This is a genomic window from Streptomyces sp. 63XJN7_1_ISO-PGPR-S23-121 (assembly GCF_056173025.1).
In genome coordinates this window covers 1,998,901-2,024,467 of sequence record NZ_CM149653.1, presented here as the reverse complement: position 1 = coordinate 2,024,467, position 25,567 = coordinate 1,998,901, and the positions used below count along the sequence as shown (strand labels likewise).

The window sequence follows — 25,567 nt, the reverse complement described above, 5'->3', positions numbered from 1 at the left end:
GTCCGAGAAGGAGTGACCGTGACCGCGCACACCCAAGAAGCGAGCATCCAGGACCTCAAGCGCGCCTGGATGGAGCAGGCGATCAGCCTGGCCACCGACAGTGTGCACAACGGCGGCGGTCCGTTCGGCGCGCTGGTCGCCAAGGACGGGAACGTCGTCGCCCTCGGGAACAACCAGGTCACCGCGACGCTGGATCCGACGGCGCACGCCGAGGTGAGCGCGCTGCGCGCCGCCTGCAAGGAACTGGGCACCTTCTCGCTCGAGGGCTGCGTGCTGGTCACCTCGTGCGAGCCGTGCCCGATGTGCCTGTCCTCCGCGCTGTGGGCCCGCGTCGACGGGATCGTCTACTCCGCCGACCGGCACGACGCCGCGGTGGCCGGCTTCGACGACCGCAAGTTCTACGACCTGTTCGCCATGAAGCCCCAGTCGATGTGGCCGACGCGGGTCGAGCACCTCGACCTGCCGCACCGCACGGCGCCGTTCGACGCGTGGCTGGCCAAGTCCGACCGCGTCGACTACTGACGCGGGGCCCGTGCGCGGCCACTCGGCGTCGGGGGCGCGCTTCCGACGCGTCGCGGTCAGCCGTCCGCCGGCCCGTTCGCGGCGCGACTTCACATGAGGCCGGCCCTCGACGTCACCGCGTTCCTCCGCGGTGGCGTCGAGGGCCGGCCCTGGGGTGGCTCGGGCTCAGGCCGGGTGGTCCGGCTGCTGCTCGGGAGGCGTACCGCCGCCTTCGCCTCCGCCCTTGTCGCCGCGGTCCGTGCCGTGGGCCCGGCCGCCGCTCCCGCGAGCGGGCTGGGCCGCCTTGCGGGCCTGGCTGTCCTCCGACGTGGCCGCTCCCTTGTCGCTGCGCCTCAGCTCGGGCTGTTGCGGGTTCGACATGGCTCTTCTCCTCGCTTCACCTGCGCGGGAACACGTGTCGGCACTCGGGTGTCTCACGGGCTCCACCCGAAACATCCGCCCGGTACATCCGGTCGGCACATCACCGGGAGCGCCCGGTGCTATGCGCGCAGCCGGATGATCATTCCGCTGCGTGGCCGGGTGGGGATGCGGTTCAGGGGGATGGTCAGGTCCTGCGGCGGGACCTCGTGGTCCAGGTCGGCCAGGCGCCGGGACAGCGTCTCCAGGATGCCCACGGTCATGGCCTCGCCGGGGCATCGGTGCCCGGTGCGGGGGTCGGCCCCGCCCTGGGGGATCAGTTCGTCCCGGCCGGGCGGGTGGTCGAGGAACCTCTCGGGGCGGAAGGCGTACGGGTCCTTCCACCGGCGTTCGTCGTGGTCCTGGCCGTGGACGTCCAGCAGGACGAGGCCGCCGGCCGGGACGTGGTGGCCCTGCCAGGTCAGGTCGGTGACGGCCCGGCCGCCCAGGAAGGGGGCGAAGGGGTAGAACCGGCGGACCTCGTGGGCGAACGCCGTGGCGAAACCCGCCTCGCCCGAGCGGAGCCGCTCCCCGTGTTCGGGCCAACGGTGCAGGGCGTGCGCGGCGAAGGTCACGAACCAGCTCAGCGCCGTGGTGGGGCGAAGGACGTTCAGCAGCTCCACCGCCGCGATCCCGGGCGTCAGCTCGGCGCCGGAGGCGTCGCGATGGCGGCAGACCCGGTCCAGCACGGAATCCGCCGGGGCCCGCACCGCCCCGGACCTCACCTCGGTGACGAGGCCGGCGAACCGCCGTTCCTGCCGGGTCCGGGCCCGCCTGGCCCGCCAGTGCCGGGGACCCGCCGTGGCGAAACCGTCCACCATGGCCACCAGGTCCCGCGCCAGCGGTTCCTCCTCGTCCTCCGCGAGCGGGACGCCGGCCCACCGGCAGACACCGCGCGTGATCACCCGGCCGACGGCGTCGAAGAGCACCACGTCCGGCCGCGCCCGCCAGTCCGGTACGGCCTCCTCCCAGGCGGCGTCGATGTGCCCGGCCGCGCCCGTCACGGCGTCGGTCTCCAGCAGGGGCAGGAAGAACGACTTGCGGTGCCGGTGGGCGTCACCGTCGAGGGTGTGGACCGCGCCGTGGCCGAAAAGCGTACTCAGGACCGGGCCGGGCAGCGCTCCGTGCCGCTGGACGTGCTCCTCGTCGTAGAAGAAACGGACCGCGTCCGGGCCCCGTACGGCGAGAGCAGGCCGGCCGAGGACGCGGAGGTCGAGCGCGGTGGCGCCCTCGGCGCGCATCAGGTCGGGCAGCCAGGCGTAGCCCTCGGTCAGCAGGGCCAGGGACTCGGGAACCAGTCGTCGGGGGCTCATGCCCCCGAAGTGCCCCGGACGGCCTCCGTGACACCGGCGGACGCGGCGGCCGGATGGCCGTCAGGCGGTCACTCCTGCCGCCCGGAGTCCTCCTCGTCCCCGGTCCCCGGCTCCGCCATCCGCCGGTGGGCCGCCGCCTTGACCCCGTCGGGCAGCACCTTTCCGGCCAGCCCCTGCGTCTTGGTCTTGAACGATCCGGTCACGGCCTTCCGCTCGCCCTTCAGGATCGCCCTGAACGCCTGCTCGGCCACCTGCGCGGGGGCGTCCTTCTTCAGGGTGCCCATCCGGGTGTCGTCCGCCATGCCCGCCCGCTCGAAGAAGTCCGTTTCCGTGGGGCCCGGCATGAACGAGGTGACCGTCACGCCGGTGTCCTTCACCTCCTCCGCCAGCGCCTGGGCGAAGGACTGCACGAACGACTTGGAGGCGTTGTAGACGGGCTGGAAGGAGCCGGGCATCGTCGAGGCGACGGACGAGGTGAAGGCGATGCGGCCGACGCCGCGGGTCACCATGGCCCGCAGCAGCGGCTTGGCCAGCCGCACGGTCGCGGTGACGTTGAGGTCGATGACCTCCTGGTCGTCGGCGAGGTCGGTGTCGACGAAGGCGCCGCCCCGGCCCACCCCCGCGTTGAGCGCCGCCACGTCGACGGTCAGCCCGTCGAGCGCGTCCAGCAGCAGGTACCGGCCTTCGGCGGTCCGGAGGTCGGCGCGCACCGCGCGGACCTCGACTCCCGCTTCCCGCAGGCCCCGCGCGGCGGACTCCAGCCGTTCGTCCTCGGCGTTCACCACCAGGTCGTAACCGTTCAGGGCGAACTGCCGGGCCAGCTCGAGGCCGATGCCGCTGGACGCGCCGGTGATCAGAGCGAGTGGCCGTGTGTCATCCATGGTGGGCGAGTAACCCCCTTGCCGGGTGCCAAGCCACCGGCGGAAGCGCAGGTCCCCCGGCCGGCGCCGGGCCGGCGTCGCGAAGGCGACGTTTCCCGCGTAGCCGCTCGGTTACCCATGGAGAGTCGTGCCCCGCGCGTCCCCGCACGGCCCGGACGCCGGGGGCAGTCGCTCAGCAGCGGAATCGGGAACGGAGCTTGCATGGCCAGCACAAAGGTGTCCGACTACATTCTCCAGCGGTTGCGCGAGTGGGACGTCGACCATGTCTTCGCCTACGCGGGCGACGGCATCAACGGGCTGCTGGCCGCCTGGGGACGCGCGGACAACAAGCCGAAGTTCGTCCAGGCCCGGCACGAGGAGATGGCCGCCTTCCAGGCCGTCGGCTACGCCAAGTTCTCCGGCAAGGTGGGCGTGTGCGCGGCCACCTCCGGGCCGGGCGCGATCCACCTGCTGAACGGGCTCTACGACGCCAAGCTCGACCACGTGCCGGTCGTGGCGCTGGTCGGGCAGACCAACCGCAGCGCCATGGGCGGCTCCTACCAGCAGGAAGTGGACCTGGCCAGTCTGTACAAGGACGTCGCCTCGGAGTTCTGCGAGACGGCCATGGTTCCCGAGCAGCTGCCGAACCTGATCGACCGGGCCTTCCGCACCGCGTACGCCAAGCGCACCGTCACCGCGATCATCCTCCCCGCCGATGTGCAGGAGCTGGACTACAGCCCGCCCACGCACGCCTTCAAGATGGTGCCCTCCAGCCTCGGACTGGGGTCGTACGCGCCGGTCCCGGCCGACGAGGACGTCCAGCGGGCCGCCGACGTGCTGAACGCCGGTGAAAGGGTCGCGGTCCTGATCGGGCAGGGGGCCCGCGGCGCCCGCGAGGAGGTCGAACGGCTGGCGGACGTCCTCGGCGCCGGCGTGGCCAAGGCCCTGCTCGGCAAGGACGCCCTGCCCGACGACCTGCCCTACGTCACCGGCTCCATCGGGCTGCTGGGCACCCGCCCCTCCTACGAGCTGATGCAGGAGTGCGACACCCTGCTGATGATCGGCTCCAGTTTCCCGTACACGCAGTTCATGCCGGAGCTGGACCAGGCGCGGGCGGTGCAGATCGACATCGACCCGCACATGATCGGCCTGCGCTACCCGAACGAGGTCAACCTCGTCGGCGACGCCCGCGAGACACTGCGGCGGCTGCTGCCCCGCCTGCACCGCAAGGAGGACCGGACCTGGCGGGAGAAGGTCGAGAAGAACGTCGCCCGCTGGTGGGAGGTCATGCAGCGGCGCGCCGCCGTCAGCGCCGACCCGGTCAACCCGGAGTACGTCGTCCACGCCCTGGACGGCAAGCTGCCCGACGACGCGATCCTCGCCGCCGACTCCGGTTCGGCCGCCAACTGGTACGCCCGCCACCTGCGGTTGCGCGGCAGCATGCGCGGCTCCCTGTCCGGCACCCTGGCCACGATGGGCCCCGGCGTGCCGTACGCCATCGGGGCGAAGTTCGCCCACCCGGACCGGCCGGCGATCGCCCTGGTCGGGGACGGCGCCATGCAGATGAACGGCATGATGGAGCTGGTGACCGCGGCGAAGTACTACCGCGAGTGGTCCGACCCGCGGCTGATCGTGGCCGTGCTGAACAACGGCGACCTGAACCAGGTCACCTGGGAGATGCGGGCCATGTCCGGCGCCCCGCAGTTCGAGGAGTCGCAAGCCATCCCCGACCTGCCGTACGCGGACATCGCGCAGCGCATCGGCCTCGACGGGGTGCGGGTGGAGAAGCCCAAGCACGTCGAGTCCGCCTGGGACCGGGCGCTCGCCGCCGACCGGCCCTTCGTCATCGACTTCCGCACCGACCCGGCCGTCCCGCCGATCCCGCCGCACGCCTCGCTGGACCAGATCGAGGCCGCGGCCTCCGCGATCCTGCACGGCGACAGCGACCGCGCGGGCATGGTCCGCCAGGGCCTCAAGGCGAAGGTCCAGGAGATGCTGCCCGGCAGCCGGCACCGCGGCGACCGCCCCGGCGCCGGCCCGCACGACAGCACCGGACAGGACAAGTGAGGCCCGGCGCCCCCGTTCCGTGGGCGGCCATGGGCGCCGTCGTCAGTGTCGTGGCGCTCCGCCGGCCCGGCCGGCACCGTCGTGGTGGCCGTCGCCGATCAGGGTGACGAACCCGTCGGGGCCGCGTACCGCGAGCCGGCCGGTGCGCACGCCCAGCGTCTGGCCGTGCATCCCCAGACCGTCCGCTACCGCCTGCGCCGGCTGGAGGAGGTGTTCGGCGATCAACTCCGCGACCCCTTGGTGCAGTTCGAGTTGCAGATCGCCCTGCGCGGCCTGGAGCTGCGCCGCTCACCGGAGTGAGCGGGCGGTGCGTCCTGCCGGCACCGATGCCGCGCACAGGCAAACGCCGCCGGTCAGCGCGTGACGGTCCAGGTGGCGGAGTTGGACGTGAGGTCGCGGGCCGCGGGGCTGCGGACGGCGGACGTGGTGTCGACGACCGTGGCGGTCACCCGGTGGGTGCGCCGGTCGGCCGGGACCCCGAGGCGGGCCGGGAGGACGGACGTCTCGCCGCGGGCCTGCCTGGCCTCGCGTCCGTCGACGTACCAGCGGAGTTGGAGGCTGCACAGGCCCGTGTCCAGGTCGGCGAGACCGACGGAGAGGCGGGTGAGGCGCGAGACCCTGGCGGAGGTGTCCACCAGCGGGGTGAGGGCGTCGGCCGACCGGTAGAACCCGGCGATCATCGCCTCGCGGCCCGGGAGGTTGAACCTGTCGGTGTTCAGGGCCCGCATCCTAGCGACAGGTGGTCTCGTCGGGCCGACGAGAGTCCGTGTGAGACGGAGAGTTGTCCTGCCGCATCGGACCGAGGCCCAGGGCCGCCGGTCGGCCGGTGGCCGGCGGTCTGATCGACATGACCGGGGCGAACAGGACGGCCGGCAACGACGCCCCGGCCGACGCGGACGCCATCACGTCCGTCACCGACAGGGCGAGCAAGGTGTCCGTGGCCGTCCTCTCCTCCGGCGACGGCCGGGCCGAGGTCGAGGTCGCCCTCGACGGCGAGGACCTCGCGGTGGCCGGGGACGCCCCGAAGACCGCCGCCCCGGCCCCTGCTGAGCACACCGGCACGGACACCGACGCGGGCGACGGGCTCCCCGACGGCACCGAGGCCAAGGGCGGCCGTACGGAGGAGGTCACCGGGACCGAGAAGTCCGAGGACCTCGCCGCCGCCGGCGGTGACGCCGGCACCCTTCCGCTGGCCGCCGGCGGTGCCGCGCTGGTGGTGGCCGGTGCGGGCGCCCTCGTCCTGATGCGCCGCCGCAGGCGCGCCTGACCCGTCGGCGTGGGCCCCGGACCGGGCGATCCGGGGCCCACGCCTGCACGGCGACCGGGACCCTCCCGGGTGCGGAGGGCGGCGCCGTCAGCCCTCCGTCGTGCCCGTCACGGGTAGTAGTGCGTGAGGGACTCGGCCGCGCAGGCCGGCTTGGCCGAGTCCTCCAGCTCGAAGGTGAAGGAACGCGTCACCTGCACTCCGCCCCGCTTGACCGGTTCGACGGCGGCGACGGCCGCGTGCAGGCGGACGCGGCTGCCGACGGGCACCGGGGCCGGGAAGCGCACCTTGTTGACCCCGTAATTGAGGGCCATGCCGACATCCCGTACCTCGAGCAGTTCCGAGAACATCGGGATGCCCCAGCTCAGGACCATATAGCCATGGGCGATGGTCCGGCCGTAGGGTCCGGCGGCGGCACGCTCGGTGTCGGTGTGGATCCACTGGTGGTCACCGGAGACCTCGGCGAAGGCGTCGATGAGCTCCTGGGTCACCCGCCTCCAGCCGGAGTGACCGAGATCCTGGCCGCCGAGACCGGTGATCCCGTCGATGCCGTGGACGATGCGGGGCATGGGGTGGGGGCCTTTCTGTGGTGCGGTGCTCCTGGGCGGTACGGGTCAGGCGGCGGCCATCGCGTCGGCCGGCTTCTCGTCCGTCGCGGCCGTCTCGTCGTAGTTGGGGCGCTTGAGCAGGAACAGCATGCAGACGAGGGTGAGGGCGACCTGGAACAGGGCGTACGCGATCACGGTGGCGATGGAGCCCGACTGGTTGAGCAGGAACTGTCCGATGATCGGCGTGGTGCCGCCGAGGATGGTGCCGCAGAGCTGGTAGCTCAGGGAGATCCCGGTGTAGCGCAGGTGCGCCGGGAAGCGGCTGGCGAGCAGGCCGGCGAGGGCCGCGTAGTAGAGGCAGTGCGGGACGGTGGCGACGACCACGCCGAGCATGGCCAGGGCGTAGTTCCCGCTGGCGATCAGCATGAACATCAGCGGCATCAGGACGAGTTCGGGCACCAGCATGACGGCGACCGCACGCGACTTGCTCTTCATCCTGGTGGCGATGACGGCGCCGAAGGGCTGGACGAGGACCTGGGTGATGTTCGCGACGAGGAGGATCGTCAGGAACGAGCTGCGGTCGAAGTCGAGGCTGCTGGTCGCCCAGGACAGGGCGAAGGTCCCCTTGAAGTAGGTGGCGGACAGACCGATGGTGCAGGCGCCGATGCCGAGGGCGATCAGCCCGGGGTGCTTGCGGAAGACCTCGAGGACCGGGACCTTCGCGACTTCCTTCTTCTCGATGATGCCGGCCATCGCCGGCGATTCCTCGACCTTCATCCGGACGAGGAGTCCGACGAAGACGAGGGCGGCGGAGGCGATGAACGGCACTCGCCAGCCCCAGGAGACGAAGGCCTCGTCGGGCAGCTGGCTGATCGCCAGGAAGCTGACGGTGCTGAGCGTGTTGCCGACCGGGGAGCCCTGCTGGGCGAAGGCGCCGTACAGGATCGACTTGCCCTTGGGCGCGTGTTCGGAGGCGATGAGGACGGAGCCGCCCCATTCGCCGCCCAGACCGATGCCCTGGATCATGCGGACGAGGATCAGCAGGATCGGAGCGGCCACACCGATGCTTGCGTAGCCCGGGAGCAGACCGATGGCGGTGGTCGACAGGCCCATCATCAGGAGGGTGATGACCAGCGTCTTCTTGCGGCCGAGCCGGTCACCGAAGTGGCCGAAGACGATGCCGCCGAGGGGCCGGGCGAGGAAGCCGACCCAGAAGGTGCCGAACGCGACGAGGGTGCCGAGGGCCCCTTCGAGTTCGGGGAAGAAGACCTTGTCGAAGACCAGTGCGGCCGCGGTTCCGTAGATGTAGAAATCGAACCATTCGATGGTCGAGCCGATGAAGGCTCCGATTCCGGCTCTGCGCGCGGTTGTGTTCCGCTCCTGGCTTGGGATGGTGCTCATGACGGCTCCCATGGGCAGCGGTGATCAGGGGAATTGGAGGGGGTGGAGGTGGGGGCTCCGGAGGGCGGCGGCGACGTGCCGGCCACGGGACGGGGCGTCCGTCCCGTTCGATGGCGCAACGCTGCCAGTCGCCGCCCATAGCGGTCCAATACTGAATGACGGATTCAGTGAGACGATTTACGTATCAGTGAGCGCGGTGCCCCGCCCGTGCGGGCGGGAACGGACGCGCCGGCGCCTACGGGGCGATGCGCTCGAACACCGCTGCCAGGCCCTGTCCGCCGCCGATGCACATCGTCTCCAGGCCGAAGCGCGCCTGCCTGCGGTGCATCTCGCGGGTCAGGGTGGCCAGGATGCGGGCACCGGTCGCCCCGACGGGGTGGCCGAGGGAGACCCCGGAGCCGTTGACGTTGATGCGCTCGTGGTCGGCGTCGGACAGCCCGAGGGCGCGGGTGCAGGCGAGGACCTGCGCGGCGAACGCCTCGTTGAGCTCGATCAGGTCGAGGTCGGAGAGCGACAGTCCGGCGCGGCCCAGCGCGACGCGGGTGGCCTCCACGGGTCCGATGCCCATCGTCTCGGCGGGGACGCCCGCACGGGCGAACGACACCAGGCGTACGAGCGGGGTCAGGCCGAGCCGCTCGGCGGTCTCCCTGGTGGTGACGAGGCAGGCGGCGGCCGCGTCGTTCTGGCCGCTGGCGTTGCCGGCCGTGACGGTCGCCTCCGGATCGGAGGCGTGCATGAGGGGCTTGAGGGAGGCCAGTTTCTCGGCGGTCGTGTCCGGGCGGGGGTGCTCGTCCGTGTCCACCACGACGTCGCCCTTGCGGGTGCGTACGGTGACGGGCACGATCTCGTCGTCGAACAGACCCTCGGCCATGGCCCGTGCGGCGCGCTGCTGCGACCGCAGGGCGAGCGCGTCCTGGTCCTCGCGGCTGACGGCGAACTCGCGGCGCAGGTTCTCGGCCGTCTCGATCATGCCGCCGGGGATGACGTGGTGCTCCCCTCCCGCCGTGACGCGGCCACGCGCCAGGGAGTCGTGCAGCCGGAGTCCGGCACCGCGGATTCCCCACCGCCCCTCGTGCGTGTAATAGGGCGCCGCGCTCATCACGTCGACGCCGCCGGCCACGACCACCTCGCTGAAGCCGGACCTGACCTGCATGGCGGCGTCGAGTACGGCCTGCAGGCCCGAGCCGCAGCGCCGGTCGATCTGCACGCCCGTCACCCGGTCGGGGAGGCCGGCGTCGAGTGCGGCGACCCGGCCGATGGCGGGGGCGTCGGCGGTGGGGTACGCGTGGCCGAGGACGACCTCGTCGATGCGCTCCGGGTCGACGGCGCTCTCCCGGACGACGGCCGAGACGACCTGCGCGGCGAGCGCCGCGGGACGCTGACCGGCGAGCGCACCCCCGAAGCGGCCGATGGGAGTGCGCAGGGGGGCGCAGACGACGACATCGGTTCCCGCCGCCGGCGTCGGACGAGGGGGATTCGCTGGCTGTGCGGACATGCGGTGGGGCCTTTCCGGTCAGGCAGACAACGGCGTCTGGGCCGACCCTCGCATCCCCCTGCCCTTCAACTCCAATACTCAGTTGCTAGCCGACTGATACCGATTCCGTCTTGGTCCGCTGTGAGACCGGGCGGCGTGGGCAGGGCCTCCTCGGCGACGGCGAGGACGGTGCGCAGCGCGGCGGACGGGTTGTCGGCCCGCCAGGCGAGGGCGGCGTGCAGCCGCACGGGGTCCCCTTCGAGGGGCCGGTAGACGAGGCCCGTGCCCTGGACGTGCTGGACGGAGGTCAGGGTGAGGGTCACACCGACGCCGGCCGCGACCAGCGCCAGGATGGTGTGCGAGTCGGGCGCCTCCTGGGTGACCCGGGGGACGACGCCCGCCTTCTCGCACGCCTCGGTCATGGCGTCGCGCAGGCTGGATCCCGCGTTGGCGGGAAAGGTGACGAAGGGTTCCTCGGCGAGGTCGGCGAGCGCGATGCGCTCCTGGCGGGCGAGGCGGTGGTCCGACGGCAGGGCGCAGATCAGCTCCTCCTCGTAGATCACCCGGGTCCGTACGCCGGGACGGCGGGCGGGGAGCCGGACGAAGCCGAGGTCGAGGGTGCCCTCGGCGACGCGGGCGAGGGCGGTGTTCGCGTACGTCTGCCCGGCCAGGACGAGCTCGATGCCCGGATAGGAGGCGCGGACGGCGCGGGTGAGCAGGGGCAGCGCCTCGTGACTGGAGGCTCCGGCGAATCCGACGGTCACCCTGCCGAACTCCCCGCGGCCGGCCGCCTTGACCGCGCGCGTGGCGAGGTCGAGGTCGCGGAGCACGGTGCGGACGGGGCCGAGGAAGGACTCCCCGGCGCTGGTGAGCCGCACGGACCGGGTACTGCGTTCGAAGAGCTGGACGCCGAGCTCCTTCTCCAGTTGCCGGATCTGCTGGCTGAGCGGCGGCTGCGCCATCTGGAGCCGCCGGGCGGCCCGTCCGAAGTGGAGTTCCTCGGCGACGGCCACGAAGGCGGTCAGGTAGCGCAGTTCCACGGAGCCTTCTCCCCTGCCGTCCTCGGCACGGCACAACATTGATTCGTTCGGCGTCTCGATCTCACCTTAATTCGGTATTGGACGGCAATCAATGGCTCCTGGCACCGTGTGACGCGACACCCGCACCCCCCGAGGAGCTGCCACCCGTGAACCGATCCGTGGACTCCGCCCCCGACGGCTCCCAGGGAGCCGGCGTCGCCGTCGCGCCTCCGGCTCCCGCGAGGAATCCGGGCGGCGGCGCGGACAAGACGATGTCGATGAGGGAGGCGATCGCCGCCTTCGTGCACGACGGCGACACCGTCTGCCTGGAGGGTTTCACCCACCTGATCCCGACCGCGGCCGGACACGAGATCATCCGCCAGGGCCGCAGGGACCTCACCGTGGTCCGCATGACCGCCGACATCGTCGTGGACCAGATGCTGGCCGGAGGCTGCGTTTCCCGGCTGGTGTCCTCCTTCGTCGGCAACTCGTCGGCCGGTTCGCTCGGAGAGCTGCGCCGGCGCGTCGAGCGGGCCGACCCGGAACCGCTCGTGTTCGAGGAGTACAGCCACCACGGGATGGTCTGCCGCTATCTGGCGGGCGCGCAGCGGCTGCCGTTCTTCCCGCTGCGCAGCTACGCGGGCAGCGACCTGACGAAGGTCAACGACGGCCTGCGCAAGGTGACGTCGCCCTACCCGGGACCCGACGGCGAGCCCGAGCAGATCTACGTCGTGCCGCCGGTGAACCCCGATGTGACGATCGTCCACGCTCAGCGCGCCGACCGCAGCGGCAACACCCAGGTCTGGGGCCTGACCGGCGTCCAGGCGGAAGCCGTGTACGCGGCCCGCACGGCCGTCGTGGTCGTCGAGGAGGTCGTCGACGACGAGGTCGTGCGTTCCGACCCCAACCGCACCGTGATCCCCGCGCACGCCGTGGACGCGGTGGTCGAGTGCCCCCGGGGCGCGCACCCGTCGTTCGCCCAGGGCTACTACGACCGCGACAACGCCTTCTACCGCGCCTGGTCGGCCATCAGCAAGGACCCCGTACGGCTGCGGGAATGGATGGCCGAGTGGGTGTACGGCACGAAGGACCACGCCGAGTACACCGCGAAGCTCGGCGAGGAGCACTGGGCCTCCCTCGCGGTGGGCGAGGCCATGAGCCTGCCCGTGAACTACGGGCGGCGGCTGTGACCGCCGCACGGCCGGCGCCGCACCTGACCGCACCCGAAGGAGAGCCCAGGATGACCACCGCGACGACGACCACGCCCGACGCGTCACAGGACGCGCCGGACGTCACCTCGTCCGAACTGCTCGCCGTCGTGGCGTCGCGCGCCCTGGCGGGCCGGCGCACCGTCTTCGCCGGCATCGGGCTGCCCACCCTCGCGGCGTCGCTGGCCCATCTGACGGTGGCGCCCGGCCTGGAGATCGTCTACGAGTCCGGGGTGTGCGGCGCTCATCCCTCGCATCTGCCGGAGACCATCGCGGACGCCGTGCTGATCACCGGCGCCGAGGCGGTGCTGACGATCCCGGCGCTGTTCGGCTACGTCCTGCAGGGCGGGCACATCGACGTGGGCTTCCTCGGGGCCGCGCAGATCGACAGGTGGGGCAACCTCAACTCGTCCGTGATCGGCGACTGGCACTCCCCCGACGTACGGCTTCCCGGCTCCGGCGGGGCGATGGAGGTGATGGCCAACGCGCGGGAGATCTTCGTGGTGATGCGCCGCCACACCCCCCGCTCGTTCACCGAGCGGCTGGACTTCTGCACCTCCCCGGGGCCCGACCGCGCCCTGGCCGACGGCATCCGTCCGCTCGGCGCGGGCGTCACCCGGGTGATCACCGACCTCGGCGTGCTCGAGCGCCGGGGCCTGGGCGACGAGTTGAGGCTCGTGGCCGTGCACCCCGGGGTGACCGTGGACCAGGTGCGGGAAGCCACCGGCTGGGACCTGAAGGTCGCCGAGGACGTGACGGTCGTCGCCCCTCCCTCGGACCCCGAACTCCGCCTGCTGCGCGAGGACGTCGACCCCGAGCGCGTCTATCTGCGCTGACCGGCCGCGAGACCGCCGAGCCGAACCGTACCGAAGCAGGAGAGAACGCGTATGCGCATCAGAATCGTCGGTGCCGGTGTCATGGGCCGCGGCATCGCCCAGTGGGCGGTGACGGCCGGGCACACCGTCGAACTCGCCGACGCCCGCCGGGAGTCCGTGGACGACGCCGTCCTCTTCGTCCGCACCATGCTCGAACGGGGCGCGGAGAAGGGCCGGATGAGCGCCGAGGCCGCGGAAGCCGCCGTCGGGCGCCTGGTCCCGGTGGACTCCCCGGCCGCGCCCGGTGACGACGTGGAGCTGGTGGTCGAGGCCGTCCTGGAGGACCTCGGCGTCAAGACCGCCCTCTTCCGGCAGCTGGAGGAGGTCCTGCCCGCCTCGGCCGTCTTCGCGACGAACACGTCGTCGCTGCCCGTCACCCGGATCGCCGCCGGACTGGAGGACCCCTCCCGCCTGGCCGGACTGCACTTCTTCAACCCGGTCCCGCTGATGAAGGTCGCCGAGGTCGTCCCCGGCGCCCTCACCCGTCCCGGACTCCCGGAGAAGCTCGCGGAGATGGTGCGGGCCGGTGGGCACGCCGCCGTCGTCGTGGCCGACACCCCGGGCTTCCTCGTCAACCACGCCGGGCGCGGGCTCGTCACCGAGGCCCTCGCCCTCCTCGAGGAGTGCGTCGGCGACCCGGCCGGCATCGACCGGATCGCCCGTGACGTGCTCGGGCTGCGCATGGGCCCGTTCGAGCTGATGGACCTCACCGGGCTCGACGTGACGGCGACCGTGATCGACACCATCTGGGAGGGCTTCCGCTACTCCGACCGGCTGCGCGCCTCGTACCTGACCCCCAACCGCGTCGCGGCCGGGCTGCACGGACGCAAGACCGGGCGCGGTTTCCACACCTACGGCTCAGCCGCACCCGCGGCGGAGCCCGAACCCGCCCCCACCGGGAACGCCGCCCGTCCCGTGCACGTACCCGGTGACAGCGACGACGCCGCCGCGCTGCGGGACGCGCTGACCGCCTCCGGCGCGACGCCGGGACCGCTCACCGGGGACGCGCTCGTCCTCGTACCGGTGTGGGGCACCTCCGTGGCCGCCGCGGTCGCCGAGCTGGGGCTGCCCGCAGCCCGCACCTTCGGCGTCGACCCCCTGTCCCTCGGCACGTCACGCCGGGTCCTGTCGGTGACCCCGGCGGCCGACCCGGAGGCCGCCCGGGACGCGCACGCCGTCCTGGCCGGCGGCGGGCACCGTGTCACCCCGGTGCGTGACACGGCGGGCTCCGTCGCGCAGCGGCTGCTCGCGTCGATCGTGTCCGTGGCGTCGTCCATCGCGGAGCGCGGGATCGCCGCCCCGGCCGACATCGACACCGCCGTCACGGCCGGCCTGGGATACCCGACCGGGCCGCTGGCCTGGGGCGAACGCGTCGGCGCCGGGCGCATGCTCGACCTCCAGCGTGCCCTGCACGCCACGACCGCCGACCCCCGGTACCGCCCCACCCGGTGGCTGACGGAGCGGGCGCAGCTCGGTCTCCCCCTCACCGAGCCGGGCACCGGTCCCGCCGCGCGCTGAACACCACCCACTGAAGGAGAGACACCGTGCTGACAAGGGACTTCGGGCTGACCGAGACCCAGCGGGACTTCCGCGCCCTGGCGGCGGAGTTCGTCGACAACGAGATCGTGCCGCACACCCGCGACTGGGACCGGGCCGAGCGGGTCGACCCAGGCATCGCCAAGCGCCTCGGGGACCTCGGCATCCTCGGGCTGATGCTTCCCGAGCAGTACGGGGGCGTCGAGGCCGACATGCTGTCGTACGTCCTGGTCACCGAGGAGCTGGGCCGGGGCGACTCGTCGGTGCGCGGCATCGTGTCGGTCTCGCTGGGGCTGGTGTCGAAGACCATCGCGTCGCACGGTACGGACGAGCAGAAGGAGAGCTGGCTGCCCCGGCTCACCGCGGGTGAGGCGCTCGGCTGCTTCGCCCTCACCGAGCCGGGCACCGGCTCCGACGCCGGTTCCCTCACCACCCGGGCAAGGCGCGACGGCGACGACTGGATCATCGACGGCAGCAAGATGTTCATCACCAACGGCACCGTCGCCGCCGCCGCGTTGACGTTCGCCCGGACCAGCGAGCAGGGCATCACGGCCTTCCTGGTCCCTACGGACACGCCGGGCTTCACCGCCACGGAGATCCACGGCAAGCTGGGGCTGCGGGGCCAGGCGACCGCCGAACTCACCTACGAGTCGGTGCGCGTGCCCGACTCGGCCCGCCTCGGCGAGGTGGACCGGGGCCTGGGCATCGCGCTCGGCGCCCTCTCCCGCGGCCGGATATCGGTGTCGGCCGGCGCGGTCGGCCTCGCCCAGGGCGCACTCGACGCCGCGGTGCGCTACTCCACCGAGCGCACCCAGTTCGGCAAGCCGATCGCCTCCTTCCAGCTGGTCCAGGAGCTCCTCGCGGACTCGGCCGTCGACGTGCAGACCGCCCGGCTGCTCACCCACCACGTGGCCCGGATGGCGGACGCCGGCGCCTCCCCGAAGGAGTACGCCACCGACGCCTCGGCCGCGAAGTACCACGCGAGCGAGACGGCGGTACGGGTGAGCAACAACTGCCTCCAGGTCTTCGGCGGTTACGGCTTCATCGACGAGTACCCGGTCGGCAAGTACCTGCGCGACGCGCGCGTGCTGACCCTGTACGAGGGCACCAGCCAGGTGCAGAAGCTCATCATCGGCCGCGCCCTGACCGGGGTGAACGCCCTGACGTGACGGCAGGCGGCCCCTCCTGCGGACAGGAGGGGCCGCCTGCTCGTGGTCGTTGCCGCGTACGCCGGCGGCTACGCGGGCTCCAGGACGGGCCGTGCGGGGAGCCCGCCGTTCTTCTCGCAGCGCAGTTCCTCGGCCATGGCCAGCGAGAAGGAGTGGGCCACGGTCGCGTAGGCGTCCTTCAACGCCTCGACGTCGCCCTCGGGCTCGGTCGGCATACCCCAGCGTTCCACGCCGATGGCGACGAGAGCCTCGTTCATCCTGTTGGGGAACCTGTCGCTCCGGCACGCGAACAGGATCGACGCCCTGTTCGCCGCAGTCAGGGTACGCTTCCCCATCTTCAGCGCGGTGAAGTCCGGGGCGGGAGTTCCCGTCGAGTTGCCGTCATCCAGTCGCCAGGTGACGCGGAGCGCGACATCCGGTGTACCGGCGGCCGTGTAGATGCGGCAGACGTCGTCGCGTCCCCCGGTGGGAGCCGGAAACGCCGCGACAAGGTCCGTCGCGGCCTGCGCGACGGTGGACTTCTCCGCCGTCGTCCCGAACCGCGACGACCCCGTGATCACCTTCAGCGCCTCGGACGCCTGGGCGGACACGGCGTCGCCACCGCACAGTTGCGTTCCCGTCAGTTCCTTGTCGGCCGCGTCCTCGTCCCCGTTCCCACTGCAACCGGTGGCCCCGAGGGACAACAAGCCGGCCACGGCCGTGGCAAGGAGCCGAAGGCGCACCGGCCTACGATTGATCACTGTCCGCATCCTCACGTGTCCTCGGCCGTCCACCGGCCTCAGCCGGTCTCCGGGTCGTTGCCCTGCTGGTTCTCCCGGTCGTTGCCGACCCCGTAGCCGACCAGCATCGATTCGCGCAGGTCCTGTCCGAAGTCGCTGTTGGGGTCCACGCCGTTGTGCCGCAGGAACTCCTCCATCGGGGACTCCGCCATGCCCTCACCGGCGGAGTAGACCTTGGTCTTCTCCTCCCTGGTGAGTTCCTCGATCTTCTCCTTGTGCTCGTCGACCGAGTTATCGGATATGTCACCGATCATCTGGCCTATGACCTGTTCGGCGGCACCACTGGCGGTATCTGTCGCCAGCGGGATGAGCACCGCGGCCGCGCCCACGGCCGCGGTCGCGGGCAGGAAGGCGACGCCCGCCGCGATGCCCGCGGTGGCCCCGAACTCGATCCAGCCCGACCGCTTGGCGACCGCCTTCTCGTAGTCCTCGTGGGTCTTGAGGTTCGTCGCCTCCACCTGGTCGGCCCGGGACTGGTCGAGCATGCCCTGCACCTCGGCGCCCACACGCACGGTCGCCCTGGCGGCGCCCTCGTTGACCTTCCCGTCCGGGCCCACGGTCTCTTCCAGCGCGCTACGGGTGTAGACCTGCTCCGCGGTCGAGACCGTCGCGTAGGCGTCCGGGTGCTGGCCGAGCGTGCTGAGGAAGCCCCGGACGACGCTCCGCCCGTTCCCGTCCGCGCTGTCCGCGAAGTCGAGGTGCCCGTCCGGGTTCTTGCCCGGCGCGAACACGCTGTCCGGATCGTTCTTGTCCAGCGCCCAGTTGATGTCGTCGATGTAGCCGGCGCCCATGACGCCGAGGCTGTCGGCCATCGCCTCGTGGTGCTCCTTGAGCAGCCCGGGGTCCGCGCTGTACTTCTCCACGACCTTCTGCATGACCGCGGCGTTGTCCGCGTCCCGCACCACACCGGCGTCCGGGTGCCCGGCCGGGTAGCCGAGCGTCGCCGCCTCCAGGGCGCGGCCGAGGGCGTCGGGCATCTGGTCGAGCGACGCCTCGAGTTCCTTCTGGTCGAGCGAGTTGACGTCGGGGAAGGACTCCCACTTCTCGTTGCCGAAGAAGTCGAGGTAGTTGTCGATCGCCTCGCCGTCCTTGTTCTTGCCGAGGTCGGCCGTGGCGCCGTGGTTGACCGTGCCGTCCTCGTTGTACGCGGTCGGGGGGTCGGTGAAGAACTTCTTCGCCGCCTCCGGACTGTTGCCGAGCGCCTCCAGCATGGCGGTGGCCGGGTCGTAGCCGGCCCCGTTCACGCCGGAGGGGTTGAACGGGTTCTTGAAGGGACTGTTCACCACCTTGTTGTCGGCGAACATGTACGGGTCCTTCTGGTGCAGCTGCGCCACGTGTTCGGCGATCGGGTTGAGGAACTTCGCGTCGTAGTTCCCGTACCGCATGATCCCGCCGAGTAGCTGGTATCCGTACGGTCCGTTGTAGTCGTGCTTGGCCAGGGGGATGCGCTCCGTACCCAGCTTGCGGAGCTCCGGGCCCCACTTGTCGGTGAACTCCTTGTCGTGGGAGGCGGTGGCCAGGTTGAGGCCCAGGTTCTTCTGGAGCTCCTGGACGTCCTTGAGGCGTTCCTTGTCGACCTTGCCGTACTCGTACGTGTCCGTGGACAGCTGGCCGAAGAACGCGAGCGACTTCTCGGGGCCGAGCTTCTCGTAGAAGTTCCTGGAGAACTCCACCGACGAACTGTTGTCCTTCAGGAGCTCGTTGAGCTGCTGGAGTTCGGTGTGTGTGATGTCCCGGCCCTTGGCCGCCAGGGCGGCGGCACGGGCGGCCTCCTCCTGGTCCAGCTTCGTGTACTTCGGAGCGCTGAAGTCCTTGCGGTCGGTGACGTTGGCCTCGAGGGTGTTCTTGAAGGAGAGGTCGGTGTCGTTGCAGTTGTCGACGATGAGGTCGATCCTCTTCTGCCACGACTCGATGTTCTTCCTCTCCTCCTGCAGGAGCCGGCTGTAGTCGGGGTCGTGCCGCGCCGCGGGGATCTCGGACAACGGGTTCTTCGCCGTGACCTTGCCCTTGCCGTCCACGCGGACGCCGGCCGCTGGCCCCTCGTTGTCCCGGATGTTCACCAGGTCGTCCTTGGCCTTCTTGATGGCCGCGTGACCCTCTTCCAGGATCAGCTTCACACCCTTGGCCTCGGCGGCGGCGTCCGCGAACTCCTTGACCGTCTTGCCGATGAAGGCCTTGGTGACCCCCGCGTTGACGCCCTCCCAGGCCGCCTTGTCCGCCTTCGCCTTCATCCCGTCGGCGGCGTCGGTGGCGAGCTTGTCCAGCTTCCCCGCCATCTCGGACCAGTCGTCGGCGGCGGCCTTCAGCTTCGCCACCGGGGCGTCGATGATGTCCTCGTACTTCAGCATTGTCGCGCGCTCCCCCGAGCCCTACTTCATGTATTCCGACAGTACGGATATCCGCGTCAGATCGCCCTCGATCTTCGCCTCGTCCTTGGCGTGCCGGGCCTTGCTGTAATCGAGGTGGTTCGAGATCTGCGCGCAGGAGTCCAGCAGCGTCTTCAGGTGGGTCTGCCAGAAGTCGTGCACCTTCAGCACGGCCGCACCGCTCACGAAGTTCCCGTTGGTCAGCGCCGTCGCCGCGTCGAAGGTGGAGGCACGGGCGATGTCGCCGTCCTTGCCCAGCCGTCCCAGCAGGTCGTACGCGTCGCTGCCGATGGCGCCGAGGTCGTCCCGGTGGACCACCAGGTCCCCACCACCGCCTCCGCCGCCCTCGGCGGGAATGCTGTCGATCTGCATGGCCGTCCGCGTGGCCGACGCCTCGCGCAGCTCGGCCCATTCTTGCTCGAACGTCATGAATTCCCCCAAGTTCATCCGGGCGGGCGACTCCACCGTATCCACGCGGCCACCGGCCTGATCACCTGTCGCTTGTATCATCACCCGGGGCGGTCGGTAGTTGAATCCCCGAACCCCGGACAGCTTCCTCACATGATCCCTCGAATGACGCCCAGCCCGGCGGGATCACGGGTCGGCTGCCGGCCCCGAGCCCGTTGCACGTGGCGACAACGGTCACTCGCCGAAGTCCTCTCGAGGGGTTCGCGCAGCGGGGCGGGCCCCGGCATGGCCGAACGGTCGGCCGTCGAGCGCGGCGGAGGGCTCGTCCCCGTCCTGGGGCTGTCGGGCGCGCTCGGCGAGCATCGTGGCCAGGCCCCGGGCACCGTCCTCGTCGATGCCGCCCTTGTCCGTGGAGGCCGCCTCGGTCCACAACAGCTTCGTGCCGACCCGGGTCCGGGTCACGGCACCGGGCTCGCCGCGGAAGCCGGAGCGAGGGCCGAGATCAGGGCGGCCGGAGCCGCGCCGGTCGGCGACACCCGCATCCCCCACGCGCGCCCCCGACGGTCGCCGGTTCGCCGAACTCCTCGGCGAGCTGCTGCCGGACGGTGACGCGGCCCGCCGGCACGAGCGCCGGGAGACAGCCGGGTTGCAGCCCTCGGTCCGCCGGTTCCGGCATCCGGCGGTGGGTGAACTGTGTCTGAGGTAGGTGAAGCCGGCCGCGGTGGACGAGCCCGGACACCACCTCCTGGCCCATCTGACCGACGACCGGGACTCCGAAGAAGCCCTGCGCCGCCTGCGGCCGAGCGAGTGAGACACGGCACCGGTCGTACCGGGACACGGACCCCGGGTCCTACGGACGCCCTCGGGATCGGGATGACACGGCTGCCGGCACTACGCCCCCGCGCCGGGACCTCCCCGGCCGCTCCGTCCGTCCGAGGGTGCGGCGGTGACCGCGGGAGGGACCTCGTTGCGCAGCAGCAGCGCTGCCGTACTGGTGAGCGCCAGGGGCAGGCACATGAGGAGGAGAATGCGCGAGATGCTCCATCCGGCGCCGATCATGACCCCGCCGAGCAGGCCGCTGACGAGTGTGCCGATACGGCCGACGCCGCTCATCCATCCCATGCCCGTGGCGCGCAGGGTGGGCGGGTAGGCCAGGGCACCGACGGCCTGCAGCGCGCCCATGGAGCCGCCGAGGCACGCGCCGAGCACGAAGACCAGGACGAACATCGCGGCGTGTCTCGTGCCCACAGCCGCGGTGACACAGACCGCGAGGGCGCTGAGGCCCGATGCGAGCGCGAGGAAACGGAAGCGGTCGTGCCGCCTGAGGCCGGCGGACGCCAGGAGCTGTCCGCACAGGGTGCCGGCGCCGAACAGGCCGACGACGACTCCGGTGCGGGAGGCCGTCAGCCCGGCTCGCTCGGCCATGAGCGGCAGGTAGTTGAGAAGGAGGAACACCACTCCCAACATCACGAAGTAGCACAGCCAGATGAGGAGCGTGGTCGGCGCCAAGGAGTGGGACAGCAGATTCGCGCCGGTCTTCCGCATCGGCTGCTTCTCGTCGTCCGCGGCACGGGTCAGATCGACGTGGGAGGTGTCCCGGCCCGGCGCCAGCAGGGTGAGGCTTTGCTGTACCTGCTCGGCCGGTCGTCCACGGGCGAGCAGGACGCTCACCGATTCCGGGACATAGGCGATGACGAGGGGGACGAGCAGGAGGGGCACGAGACCGCAGAGCGTGAGCACCGCGGGCCAGCCGACGTCCGGCAGGAGTGTCGACGCGACGAGCCCTCCCGCGACCGTGCCCGCCGCGATGCCCGAGAAGGCGAGGGCCACCACAGGTGCGCGGCGCGCGGCCGGCGTCGAGTCGGCGACGATCGCCATGACGACCGGGGCCACGCCGCCGAGTCCCGCGCAGGCCACGACGCGCAGGACGGCGAAGAGCTCGATGGTCGTCGCGAGCGACATCGCCGCCGTGCCCGCCCCGAAGACCACCATGCCGGCCGCGGCCACGCCCTTGCGCCCGTACCGGTCGGCCAGCGGTCCCGCCACCACACCGCCGGCCGCCATGCTCAGCACGCCGGCGGTCACGGTGGTGGTCACCGCGCTCATCGGTGTGCCCCACTCGCGCATGACGTGTGGGTAAACGAAGCTCGCGATGGTGACGTCGAGGCCTTCGGCGATCATGACCAGGAGGCCCAGCACCGCGACGAGTTGCTGCCGCGGCCCCATCGGAGCCGAGTCGATGAACTCCTGGACGCTCAGCTGCGGTGAAGGGGCCTGCCCGGAACCGGACAAGGAGTCGAGGGACATGGGAGAGCACCTTTCGTTGGACGGGAGACACGCCGGCACTCGCGTCGCCCGGCTCGGGTCCGGTCAGGTTCCGGTTCCATTTCGGGGGGCGCGCGGTGCCCGCACGGCGCCGGCCGGTCGACGTCGACAGCGGGGAGCCGAACGGCGCAGGCCCCCGCCCGGTCACGGGGCCGTCCCCGCCGTGTCAGAGCAGCGACCGCGCCCACCGCTCAACCGCCTCGGCGGTCGTCGCCGAGTGTTCCTCCAGCATCGTGAAGTGGTCGCCGGCCACCTCGACGGCCTCGTGCGGGAGATGCCACGAGGCGATTCGCACCCCGTCGCTCCCGTACGGTGTGGCGGCGTGCAGCAACAGGGTGGGGGCGGCGATCGGTTCGGGCTTCCAGTCCCTGAAGAGTCGCCGGTAGGCTCCCATCGCGGTCAGCCGGTGGTCGTCGATCGACACGAGCCGGTTGTCGCGCTCCAGCATCCCGCCGATCATCAGGGCGTACCCGCGCGGATCGTCTCCGCGCGCCGGGGTGTCCAGAAGCGCGACGCCGACGGGAGTCCTGCCCCCGCGCTCCAGGGCGGCCGCCACCTCGTGGGCCAGCCAGCCGCCCGCGGAACGGCCGACGAGCAGCAACGGGGCCTCTCCCACCGTCTCGGTGATCGTCCGGGCGTGCAGCTCCGCCAGGACCTCCACCGAGTCCGGCAGCGGTTCGCCCGGAAGGAAGCCCGGATGGACGAGGGCCGCCCCCCGCCACGCGTCGCTGAGGCCGTCCGCGAAACGGACGTAGACGTGCGGGCCGGCGATCGCGCTGAAGGAGGGCAGACACACCACGGTGGGACGGGCAACCTCGCGGCCGAGCGGGACCAGGGTGCGCGGGACGGCCGGGTCCGCGGGGTCGGTGAAGGTCCTCCGTATTCGTGCGGCGGTCTCGGCGAGAGCCACGGCATCGTCGATGCGCCCGGCGGCGGCCGCGTCCCGGAACAGCTCGGTCAGCAGGCCGGCGTCGCCGCCCTCGCCGGACCGGCCGTCATCAGCGGGCCGCCCGCGGGAGGCGTCCTCCAGGCGGGCGTCGACGAAGGCCGCGACCGAGGCCAGGTCCTCGCAGTCGAGGACGAGCGTGGCGGGCAGGCGAAGACCGAGCGTGCTGCTGAGCCGGTCACGCAGCTCGATCGCGGTGAGGGAGTCCATGCCCAGCTCGCGGCGGGTGCGGTCCGCGGGAAGCGGTGCACCCGTGTGCCCCAGGGTCCGTGAGGCCTCGGTCCGCACGAGTTCGGTCACGGCGGCCAGCCGCTCGGCCCCGGTGAGCCCGGCGAGGGGACCGCCGATGCCGCCCGCTCCGTTCACTCCGTTCGCGGTGGCCCCGTCGCACGGGTGGCTGGGTGAGGGGACCGTCTGCGCGGGCGGCGCGCCGGGCGCGGTGGCCGGCAGGGGCCGGTCCTCGACCCAGTAGGACCGGTACTGGAAGGAGTACGTGGGGAGGTCCAGCAGCGTGCCGTGCCCGTCCAGCAGCCGGCTCCAGTGGACCGTGCCCCCGTCGACGTGCATCCGGGCCAGGGCGACGAGGAGCGATTCGGTCTCCGGACGGTCGGCGCGCAGGGCAGCGGCGAAGACCTGGTCCTCGGCCTCGGGCACGATCCGCTGCGTCAGAGCGGTCAGGACACCGCCCGGGCCCGCCTCCAGCCAGCGTACGGCCCCCGCTTCCCGGGCCCGTGCCACCGCGTCGGCGAAGCGTACCGGGCGGCGCACGTGCCGTACCCAGTACTCGGGGTCCACGACCTCGGCGGGCAGCCCGGCCAGTGCGGGTTCGTGGAGCTCCAGCCCCGCGACGACACCCCGGAACTCCTCCAGCATCGGGTCCATCAGAGGTGAGTGGAAGGCATGGCTGACCGTCAGCCAGTGGGTGCGCGTCCCTCGTTCGCGCCAGCCGTCCACCAGCTCGCGGACCGCGGCCTCCTCGCCGGAGAGCACCACGGACGTCGGACCGTTGACCGCGGCCAGTGCCACCCGGTCCGCCAGGCCGCCCAGGGACGCCGCAGCCTCGGACTCGGAGACCTCCACCGCCGCCATGGCACCGCCCGGCTGCAGCGCCTGCATCAGGCGGCCCCGGGCCTCCACCAGGCGGCAGGCGTCCTCGAGGGACAGCACGCCCGCCGCGTGGGCCGCGGCCACCTCGCCCACGGAGTGGCCCACGACGGCGTGCACCTCGACACCCAGGCCACACAGCAACCGGTACAGGGACACCCCGACCGCGAACAGGGCCACCTGTGCGTAGCGCGTCCGGTCGAGCAGGCCGTCCCGCGCCTCCCCGAAGACGACGTCCTTGAGGGGCAGCCCGGTGTGCTCGGCGACGGCGTCGAAGGACTCCGCGAAGACGCGGTGGGCCTCGTACAGTTCGCGTCCCATGCCGGGGCGTTGGCTGCCCTGGCCGGGAAACAGCAGCGCGGTGCCGCCCGGCCGGGCGGTGCCGCGGATCTCGCGGGTGGCGGTGCCGCCCCGCAGGAGTACCGCCCGGTGCCGGAAGACCGCACGCCGGGCGAGCGTGAAGCTCACGTCCACCGGGTCGGCCTGCGCCTCCTCGACGCACGTCCGCAGCCGCGTGATCTGGTCCCGCAGCGCTCCGGCGTCGCGCCCGGAGAGCGGCCAGGGCACCAGGGACGGTACGGCGTCCCGCGAGCCGTCACGGGCGGGGCCGTCGGCGGTCCCCCGACCGGATTCCGCGGGCGGGGCCTCCAGCACCACATGGGCGTTCGTGCCGCTGATCCCGAACGAGGACACCGCCGCCCGGCGCGGCCGTCCCGTCTCGGGCCAGGCGCGCCGGCTCGTCAGCAGCTCCACCGCTCCCACCGACCAGTCGACGTGCGGTGTCGCCTCGTCCGCGTGCAGTGTCCTGGGCAGGACGCCGTGCCGCATCGCCTCGATCATCTTGATGACGCCGCCGACCCCGGCCGCGGCCTGCGCATGGCCCACGTTCGACTTCATGGACCCCAGGTAGAGGGGGCGGTCCGCGTCGCGTTCCCGGCCGTACGTGGCGAGGAGCGCCTGGGCCTCGATCGGGTCGCCGAGCTTCGTGCCGGTGCCGTGTCCCTCGACTGCGTCGACGTCCCGCGCCGTGAGGCCCGAGTGGGCCAGGGCCTTGCGGATCACCCGTTGCTGGGACGGACCGTTGGGGGCCGAGAGCCCGTTGGAGGCACCGTCCTGGTTCACCGCCGAGCCGCGCAGGACCGCGAGCACCGGGTGACCGTGGCGCCGGGCGTCCGACAGCCGTTCGACGAGCAGCATTCCCACGCCCTCGGCCCAGCCGGTGCCGTCGGCCCCGGCACCGAACGCCCGGCACCGTCCGTCGGGCGAGAGGCCCCGCTGCCTGCTGAAGGACAGGAAGGCGCGCGGCGTCGCCATGATCGTCACGCCGCCGGCCAGTGCGAGGCCGCACTCCCCGGAGCGCAGCGCGTGCGCCGCCTGGTGCAGGGCGACCAGTGACGACGAGCACGCCGTGTCCACCGTCACCGCCGGCCCCTCGAAGCCGAACGTGTACGCGACGCGGCCCGAGGCGACGCCCCCGGACAGGCCGGTGACGAGGTAGGGCTCCAGGGCGTCCGGCACCTGCCCGGTCGCGTAGTCGTGGTGGACGACACCGGTGAACACGCCCGTGTCGCTGCCGCGCAGCGAGGTCGGATCGATGCCGGCGCGCTCGAGCGCCTCCCAGGCGGTCTCCAGGAGCAGCCGCTGCTGGGGGTCCATCGCCTGTGCCTCACGGGGCGAGATCCCGAAGAACTCCGCGTCGAACAGGGCGGCGTCGTGCAGAAATCCTCCCTCGCGGGCGTTGCACGTGCCGGGCCGGTCGGGATCGGGGTCGTAGATGCCGTCGAGGTCCCAGCCCCTGTTCGTGGGAAATCCGGAGATGGCGTCCCGCTCCTCCATGACGAGCCGCCACAGGTCCCCGGGCGAACGCACACCGCCGGGATAGCGGCAGGCCATGCCCACGACGGCGATCGGCTCACGGCCCGCGGCCGTGGCACCGCGCAGTTGCCGGCGGGTCTCGTGCAACTCGGCGGTGACCTTCTTGAGGTAG

General features: G+C 72.0%; 22 protein-coding genes and 1 pseudogene. 8 read left to right on the top strand and 15 right to left on the bottom strand.

Going from position 1 to position 25,567, the window contains the following annotated elements:
• The first annotated feature begins 12 nt into the window (after nucleotides 1–12).
• Nucleotides 13–522: a nucleoside deaminase gene (locus AC0VYN_RS09080; protein WP_385467153.1), complete on the top strand. Its 510-nt coding sequence runs from the start codon at nucleotides 13–15 to the stop codon at nucleotides 520–522.
• Between the two features lie 165 nt (nucleotides 523–687).
• Here the strand turns inward: AC0VYN_RS09080 and AC0VYN_RS09075 are convergent, their stop codons facing one another.
• The 3 genes from AC0VYN_RS09075 to AC0VYN_RS09065 all read right to left on the bottom strand — a co-directional run bounded on the left by AC0VYN_RS09075 (nucleotide 688) and on the right by AC0VYN_RS09065 (nucleotide 3,112).
• Nucleotides 688–882, bottom strand: a complete 195-nt coding sequence (locus AC0VYN_RS09075; RefSeq protein ID WP_359405708.1) for a hypothetical protein — start codon at nucleotides 880–882, stop codon at nucleotides 688–690.
• A 119-nt stretch (nucleotides 883–1,001) separates the two neighbouring features.
• Nucleotides 1,002–2,231 carry a cytochrome P450 gene (locus AC0VYN_RS09070; protein ID WP_475535519.1) on the bottom strand — a complete coding sequence of 410 codons (1,230 nt, stop codon included), beginning with the start codon at nucleotides 2,229–2,231 and terminating at the stop codon, nucleotides 1,002–1,004.
• A 68-nt stretch (nucleotides 2,232–2,299) separates the two neighbouring features.
• Nucleotides 2,300–3,112: an SDR family NAD(P)-dependent oxidoreductase gene (locus AC0VYN_RS09065; protein ID WP_475535518.1), complete on the bottom strand. Its 813-nt coding sequence runs from the start codon at nucleotides 3,110–3,112 to the stop codon at nucleotides 2,300–2,302.
• A 201-nt stretch (nucleotides 3,113–3,313) separates the two neighbouring features.
• On the opposite strand from AC0VYN_RS09065, the gene AC0VYN_RS09060 reads away from it, so the two are divergent.
• Complete coding sequence (locus AC0VYN_RS09060) at nucleotides 3,314–5,158, top strand: thiamine pyrophosphate-requiring protein (protein ID WP_451692555.1); 1,845 nt, start codon at nucleotides 3,314–3,316, stop codon at nucleotides 5,156–5,158.
• Nucleotides 5,159–5,200: 42 nt separating this feature from the next.
• Here AC0VYN_RS09060 and AC0VYN_RS09055 read toward each other — a convergent pair whose 3' ends face one another.
• The gene (locus AC0VYN_RS09055; protein WP_475535517.1) at nucleotides 5,201–5,329 is read right to left on the bottom strand and encodes a hypothetical protein; all 129 of its coding nucleotides are present in this window, start codon (nucleotides 5,327–5,329) and stop codon (nucleotides 5,201–5,203) included.
• Here AC0VYN_RS09055 and AC0VYN_RS09050 point away from each other — a divergent pair.
• On the top strand, nucleotides 5,324–5,458 hold the full coding sequence (locus AC0VYN_RS09050; protein WP_475535516.1) for a helix-turn-helix domain-containing protein: 135 nt from the start codon (nucleotides 5,324–5,326) through the stop codon (nucleotides 5,456–5,458). The two genes, AC0VYN_RS09055 and AC0VYN_RS09050, sit on opposite strands and share 6 nt — an antisense overlap.
• Before the next feature lie 53 nt (nucleotides 5,459–5,511).
• On the opposite strand, the gene AC0VYN_RS09045 is transcribed toward AC0VYN_RS09050, so the two are convergent.
• Nucleotides 5,512–5,886 carry a hypothetical protein gene (locus AC0VYN_RS09045; RefSeq protein WP_475535515.1) on the bottom strand — a complete coding sequence of 125 codons (375 nt, stop codon included), beginning with the start codon at nucleotides 5,884–5,886 and terminating at the stop codon, nucleotides 5,512–5,514.
• A 98-nt stretch (nucleotides 5,887–5,984) separates the two neighbouring features.
• Here AC0VYN_RS09045 and AC0VYN_RS09040 point away from each other — a divergent pair, with 98 nt between their 5' ends.
• The gene (locus AC0VYN_RS09040) at nucleotides 5,985–6,425 is read left to right on the top strand and encodes a hypothetical protein (protein ID WP_475535514.1); all 441 of its coding nucleotides are present in this window, start codon (nucleotides 5,985–5,987) and stop codon (nucleotides 6,423–6,425) included.
• Between the two features lie 107 nt (nucleotides 6,426–6,532).
• Here the strand turns inward: AC0VYN_RS09040 and AC0VYN_RS09035 are convergent, their stop codons facing one another.
• The 4 genes from AC0VYN_RS09035 to AC0VYN_RS09020 form a co-directional block, all read right to left on the bottom strand.
• Complete coding sequence (locus AC0VYN_RS09035) at nucleotides 6,533–6,991, bottom strand: MaoC family dehydratase (RefSeq protein ID WP_475535513.1); 459 nt, start codon at nucleotides 6,989–6,991, stop codon at nucleotides 6,533–6,535.
• 45 nt (nucleotides 6,992–7,036) lie between these two features.
• On the bottom strand, nucleotides 7,037–8,371 hold the full coding sequence (locus AC0VYN_RS09030) for an MFS transporter (protein WP_475535512.1): 1,335 nt from the start codon (nucleotides 8,369–8,371) through the stop codon (nucleotides 7,037–7,039).
• A 235-nt stretch (nucleotides 8,372–8,606) separates the two neighbouring features.
• Nucleotides 8,607–9,866: an acetyl-CoA C-acetyltransferase gene (locus AC0VYN_RS09025; protein WP_475535511.1), complete on the bottom strand. Its 1,260-nt coding sequence runs from the start codon at nucleotides 9,864–9,866 to the stop codon at nucleotides 8,607–8,609.
• Between the two features lie 65 nt (nucleotides 9,867–9,931).
• On the bottom strand, nucleotides 9,932–10,885 hold the full coding sequence (locus AC0VYN_RS09020) for a LysR family transcriptional regulator (RefSeq protein WP_475535510.1): 954 nt from the start codon (nucleotides 10,883–10,885) through the stop codon (nucleotides 9,932–9,934).
• A 251-nt stretch (nucleotides 10,886–11,136) separates the two neighbouring features.
• Here AC0VYN_RS09020 and AC0VYN_RS09015 point away from each other — a divergent pair, with 251 nt between their 5' ends.
• Genes AC0VYN_RS09015 through AC0VYN_RS09000 form a run of 4 tightly spaced genes read left to right on the top strand, consistent with a single transcriptional unit; the run spans nucleotide 11,137 to nucleotide 15,652 of the window.
• Nucleotides 11,137–12,054: a CoA transferase subunit A gene (locus AC0VYN_RS09015; protein ID WP_385470242.1), complete on the top strand. Its 918-nt coding sequence runs from the start codon at nucleotides 11,137–11,139 to the stop codon at nucleotides 12,052–12,054.
• 50 nt (nucleotides 12,055–12,104) lie between these two features.
• Nucleotides 12,105–12,908, top strand: a complete 804-nt coding sequence (locus tag AC0VYN_RS09010) for a CoA-transferase subunit beta (protein ID WP_475535509.1) — start codon at nucleotides 12,105–12,107, stop codon at nucleotides 12,906–12,908.
• Nucleotides 12,909–12,959: 51 nt separating this feature from the next.
• A complete protein-coding gene (locus AC0VYN_RS09005) occupies nucleotides 12,960–14,465 on the top strand; it encodes a 3-hydroxyacyl-CoA dehydrogenase (RefSeq protein ID WP_475535508.1) in 1,506 nt (501 codons plus the stop codon).
• 26 nt (nucleotides 14,466–14,491) lie between these two features.
• The gene (locus AC0VYN_RS09000) at nucleotides 14,492–15,652 is read left to right on the top strand and encodes an acyl-CoA dehydrogenase family protein (protein ID WP_475535507.1); all 1,161 of its coding nucleotides are present in this window, start codon (nucleotides 14,492–14,494) and stop codon (nucleotides 15,650–15,652) included.
• Between the two features lie 68 nt (nucleotides 15,653–15,720).
• Here the strand turns inward: AC0VYN_RS09000 and AC0VYN_RS08995 are convergent, their stop codons facing one another.
• From AC0VYN_RS08995 to AC0VYN_RS08970, 6 genes and pseudogenes are all read right to left on the bottom strand, one after another.
• Complete coding sequence (locus tag AC0VYN_RS08995; RefSeq protein WP_475535506.1) at nucleotides 15,721–16,401, bottom strand: hypothetical protein; 681 nt, start codon at nucleotides 16,399–16,401, stop codon at nucleotides 15,721–15,723.
• Between the two features lie 29 nt (nucleotides 16,402–16,430).
• Nucleotides 16,431–18,779, bottom strand: a complete 2,349-nt coding sequence (locus tag AC0VYN_RS08990; protein ID WP_475535505.1) for a hypothetical protein — start codon at nucleotides 18,777–18,779, stop codon at nucleotides 16,431–16,433.
• Nucleotides 18,780–18,800: 21 nt separating this feature from the next.
• Nucleotides 18,801–19,226, bottom strand: a complete 426-nt coding sequence (locus AC0VYN_RS08985; protein WP_385470230.1) for a hypothetical protein — start codon at nucleotides 19,224–19,226, stop codon at nucleotides 18,801–18,803.
• A 213-nt stretch (nucleotides 19,227–19,439) separates the two neighbouring features.
• The gene (locus tag AC0VYN_RS08980) at nucleotides 19,440–19,667 is read right to left on the bottom strand and encodes a hypothetical protein (RefSeq protein WP_475535504.1); all 228 of its coding nucleotides are present in this window, start codon (nucleotides 19,665–19,667) and stop codon (nucleotides 19,440–19,442) included.
• Between the two features lie 429 nt (nucleotides 19,668–20,096).
• Nucleotides 20,097–21,512, bottom strand: coding sequence for an MFS transporter (locus AC0VYN_RS08975; protein WP_475535503.1), 1,416 nt, complete (start codon nucleotides 21,510–21,512; stop codon nucleotides 20,097–20,099).
• 184 nt (nucleotides 21,513–21,696) lie between these two features.
• A pseudogene (locus tag AC0VYN_RS08970) lies at nucleotides 21,697–25,554 on the bottom strand (type I polyketide synthase); the annotation flags it as partial.
• Nucleotides 25,555–25,567 lie beyond the last annotated feature (13 nt).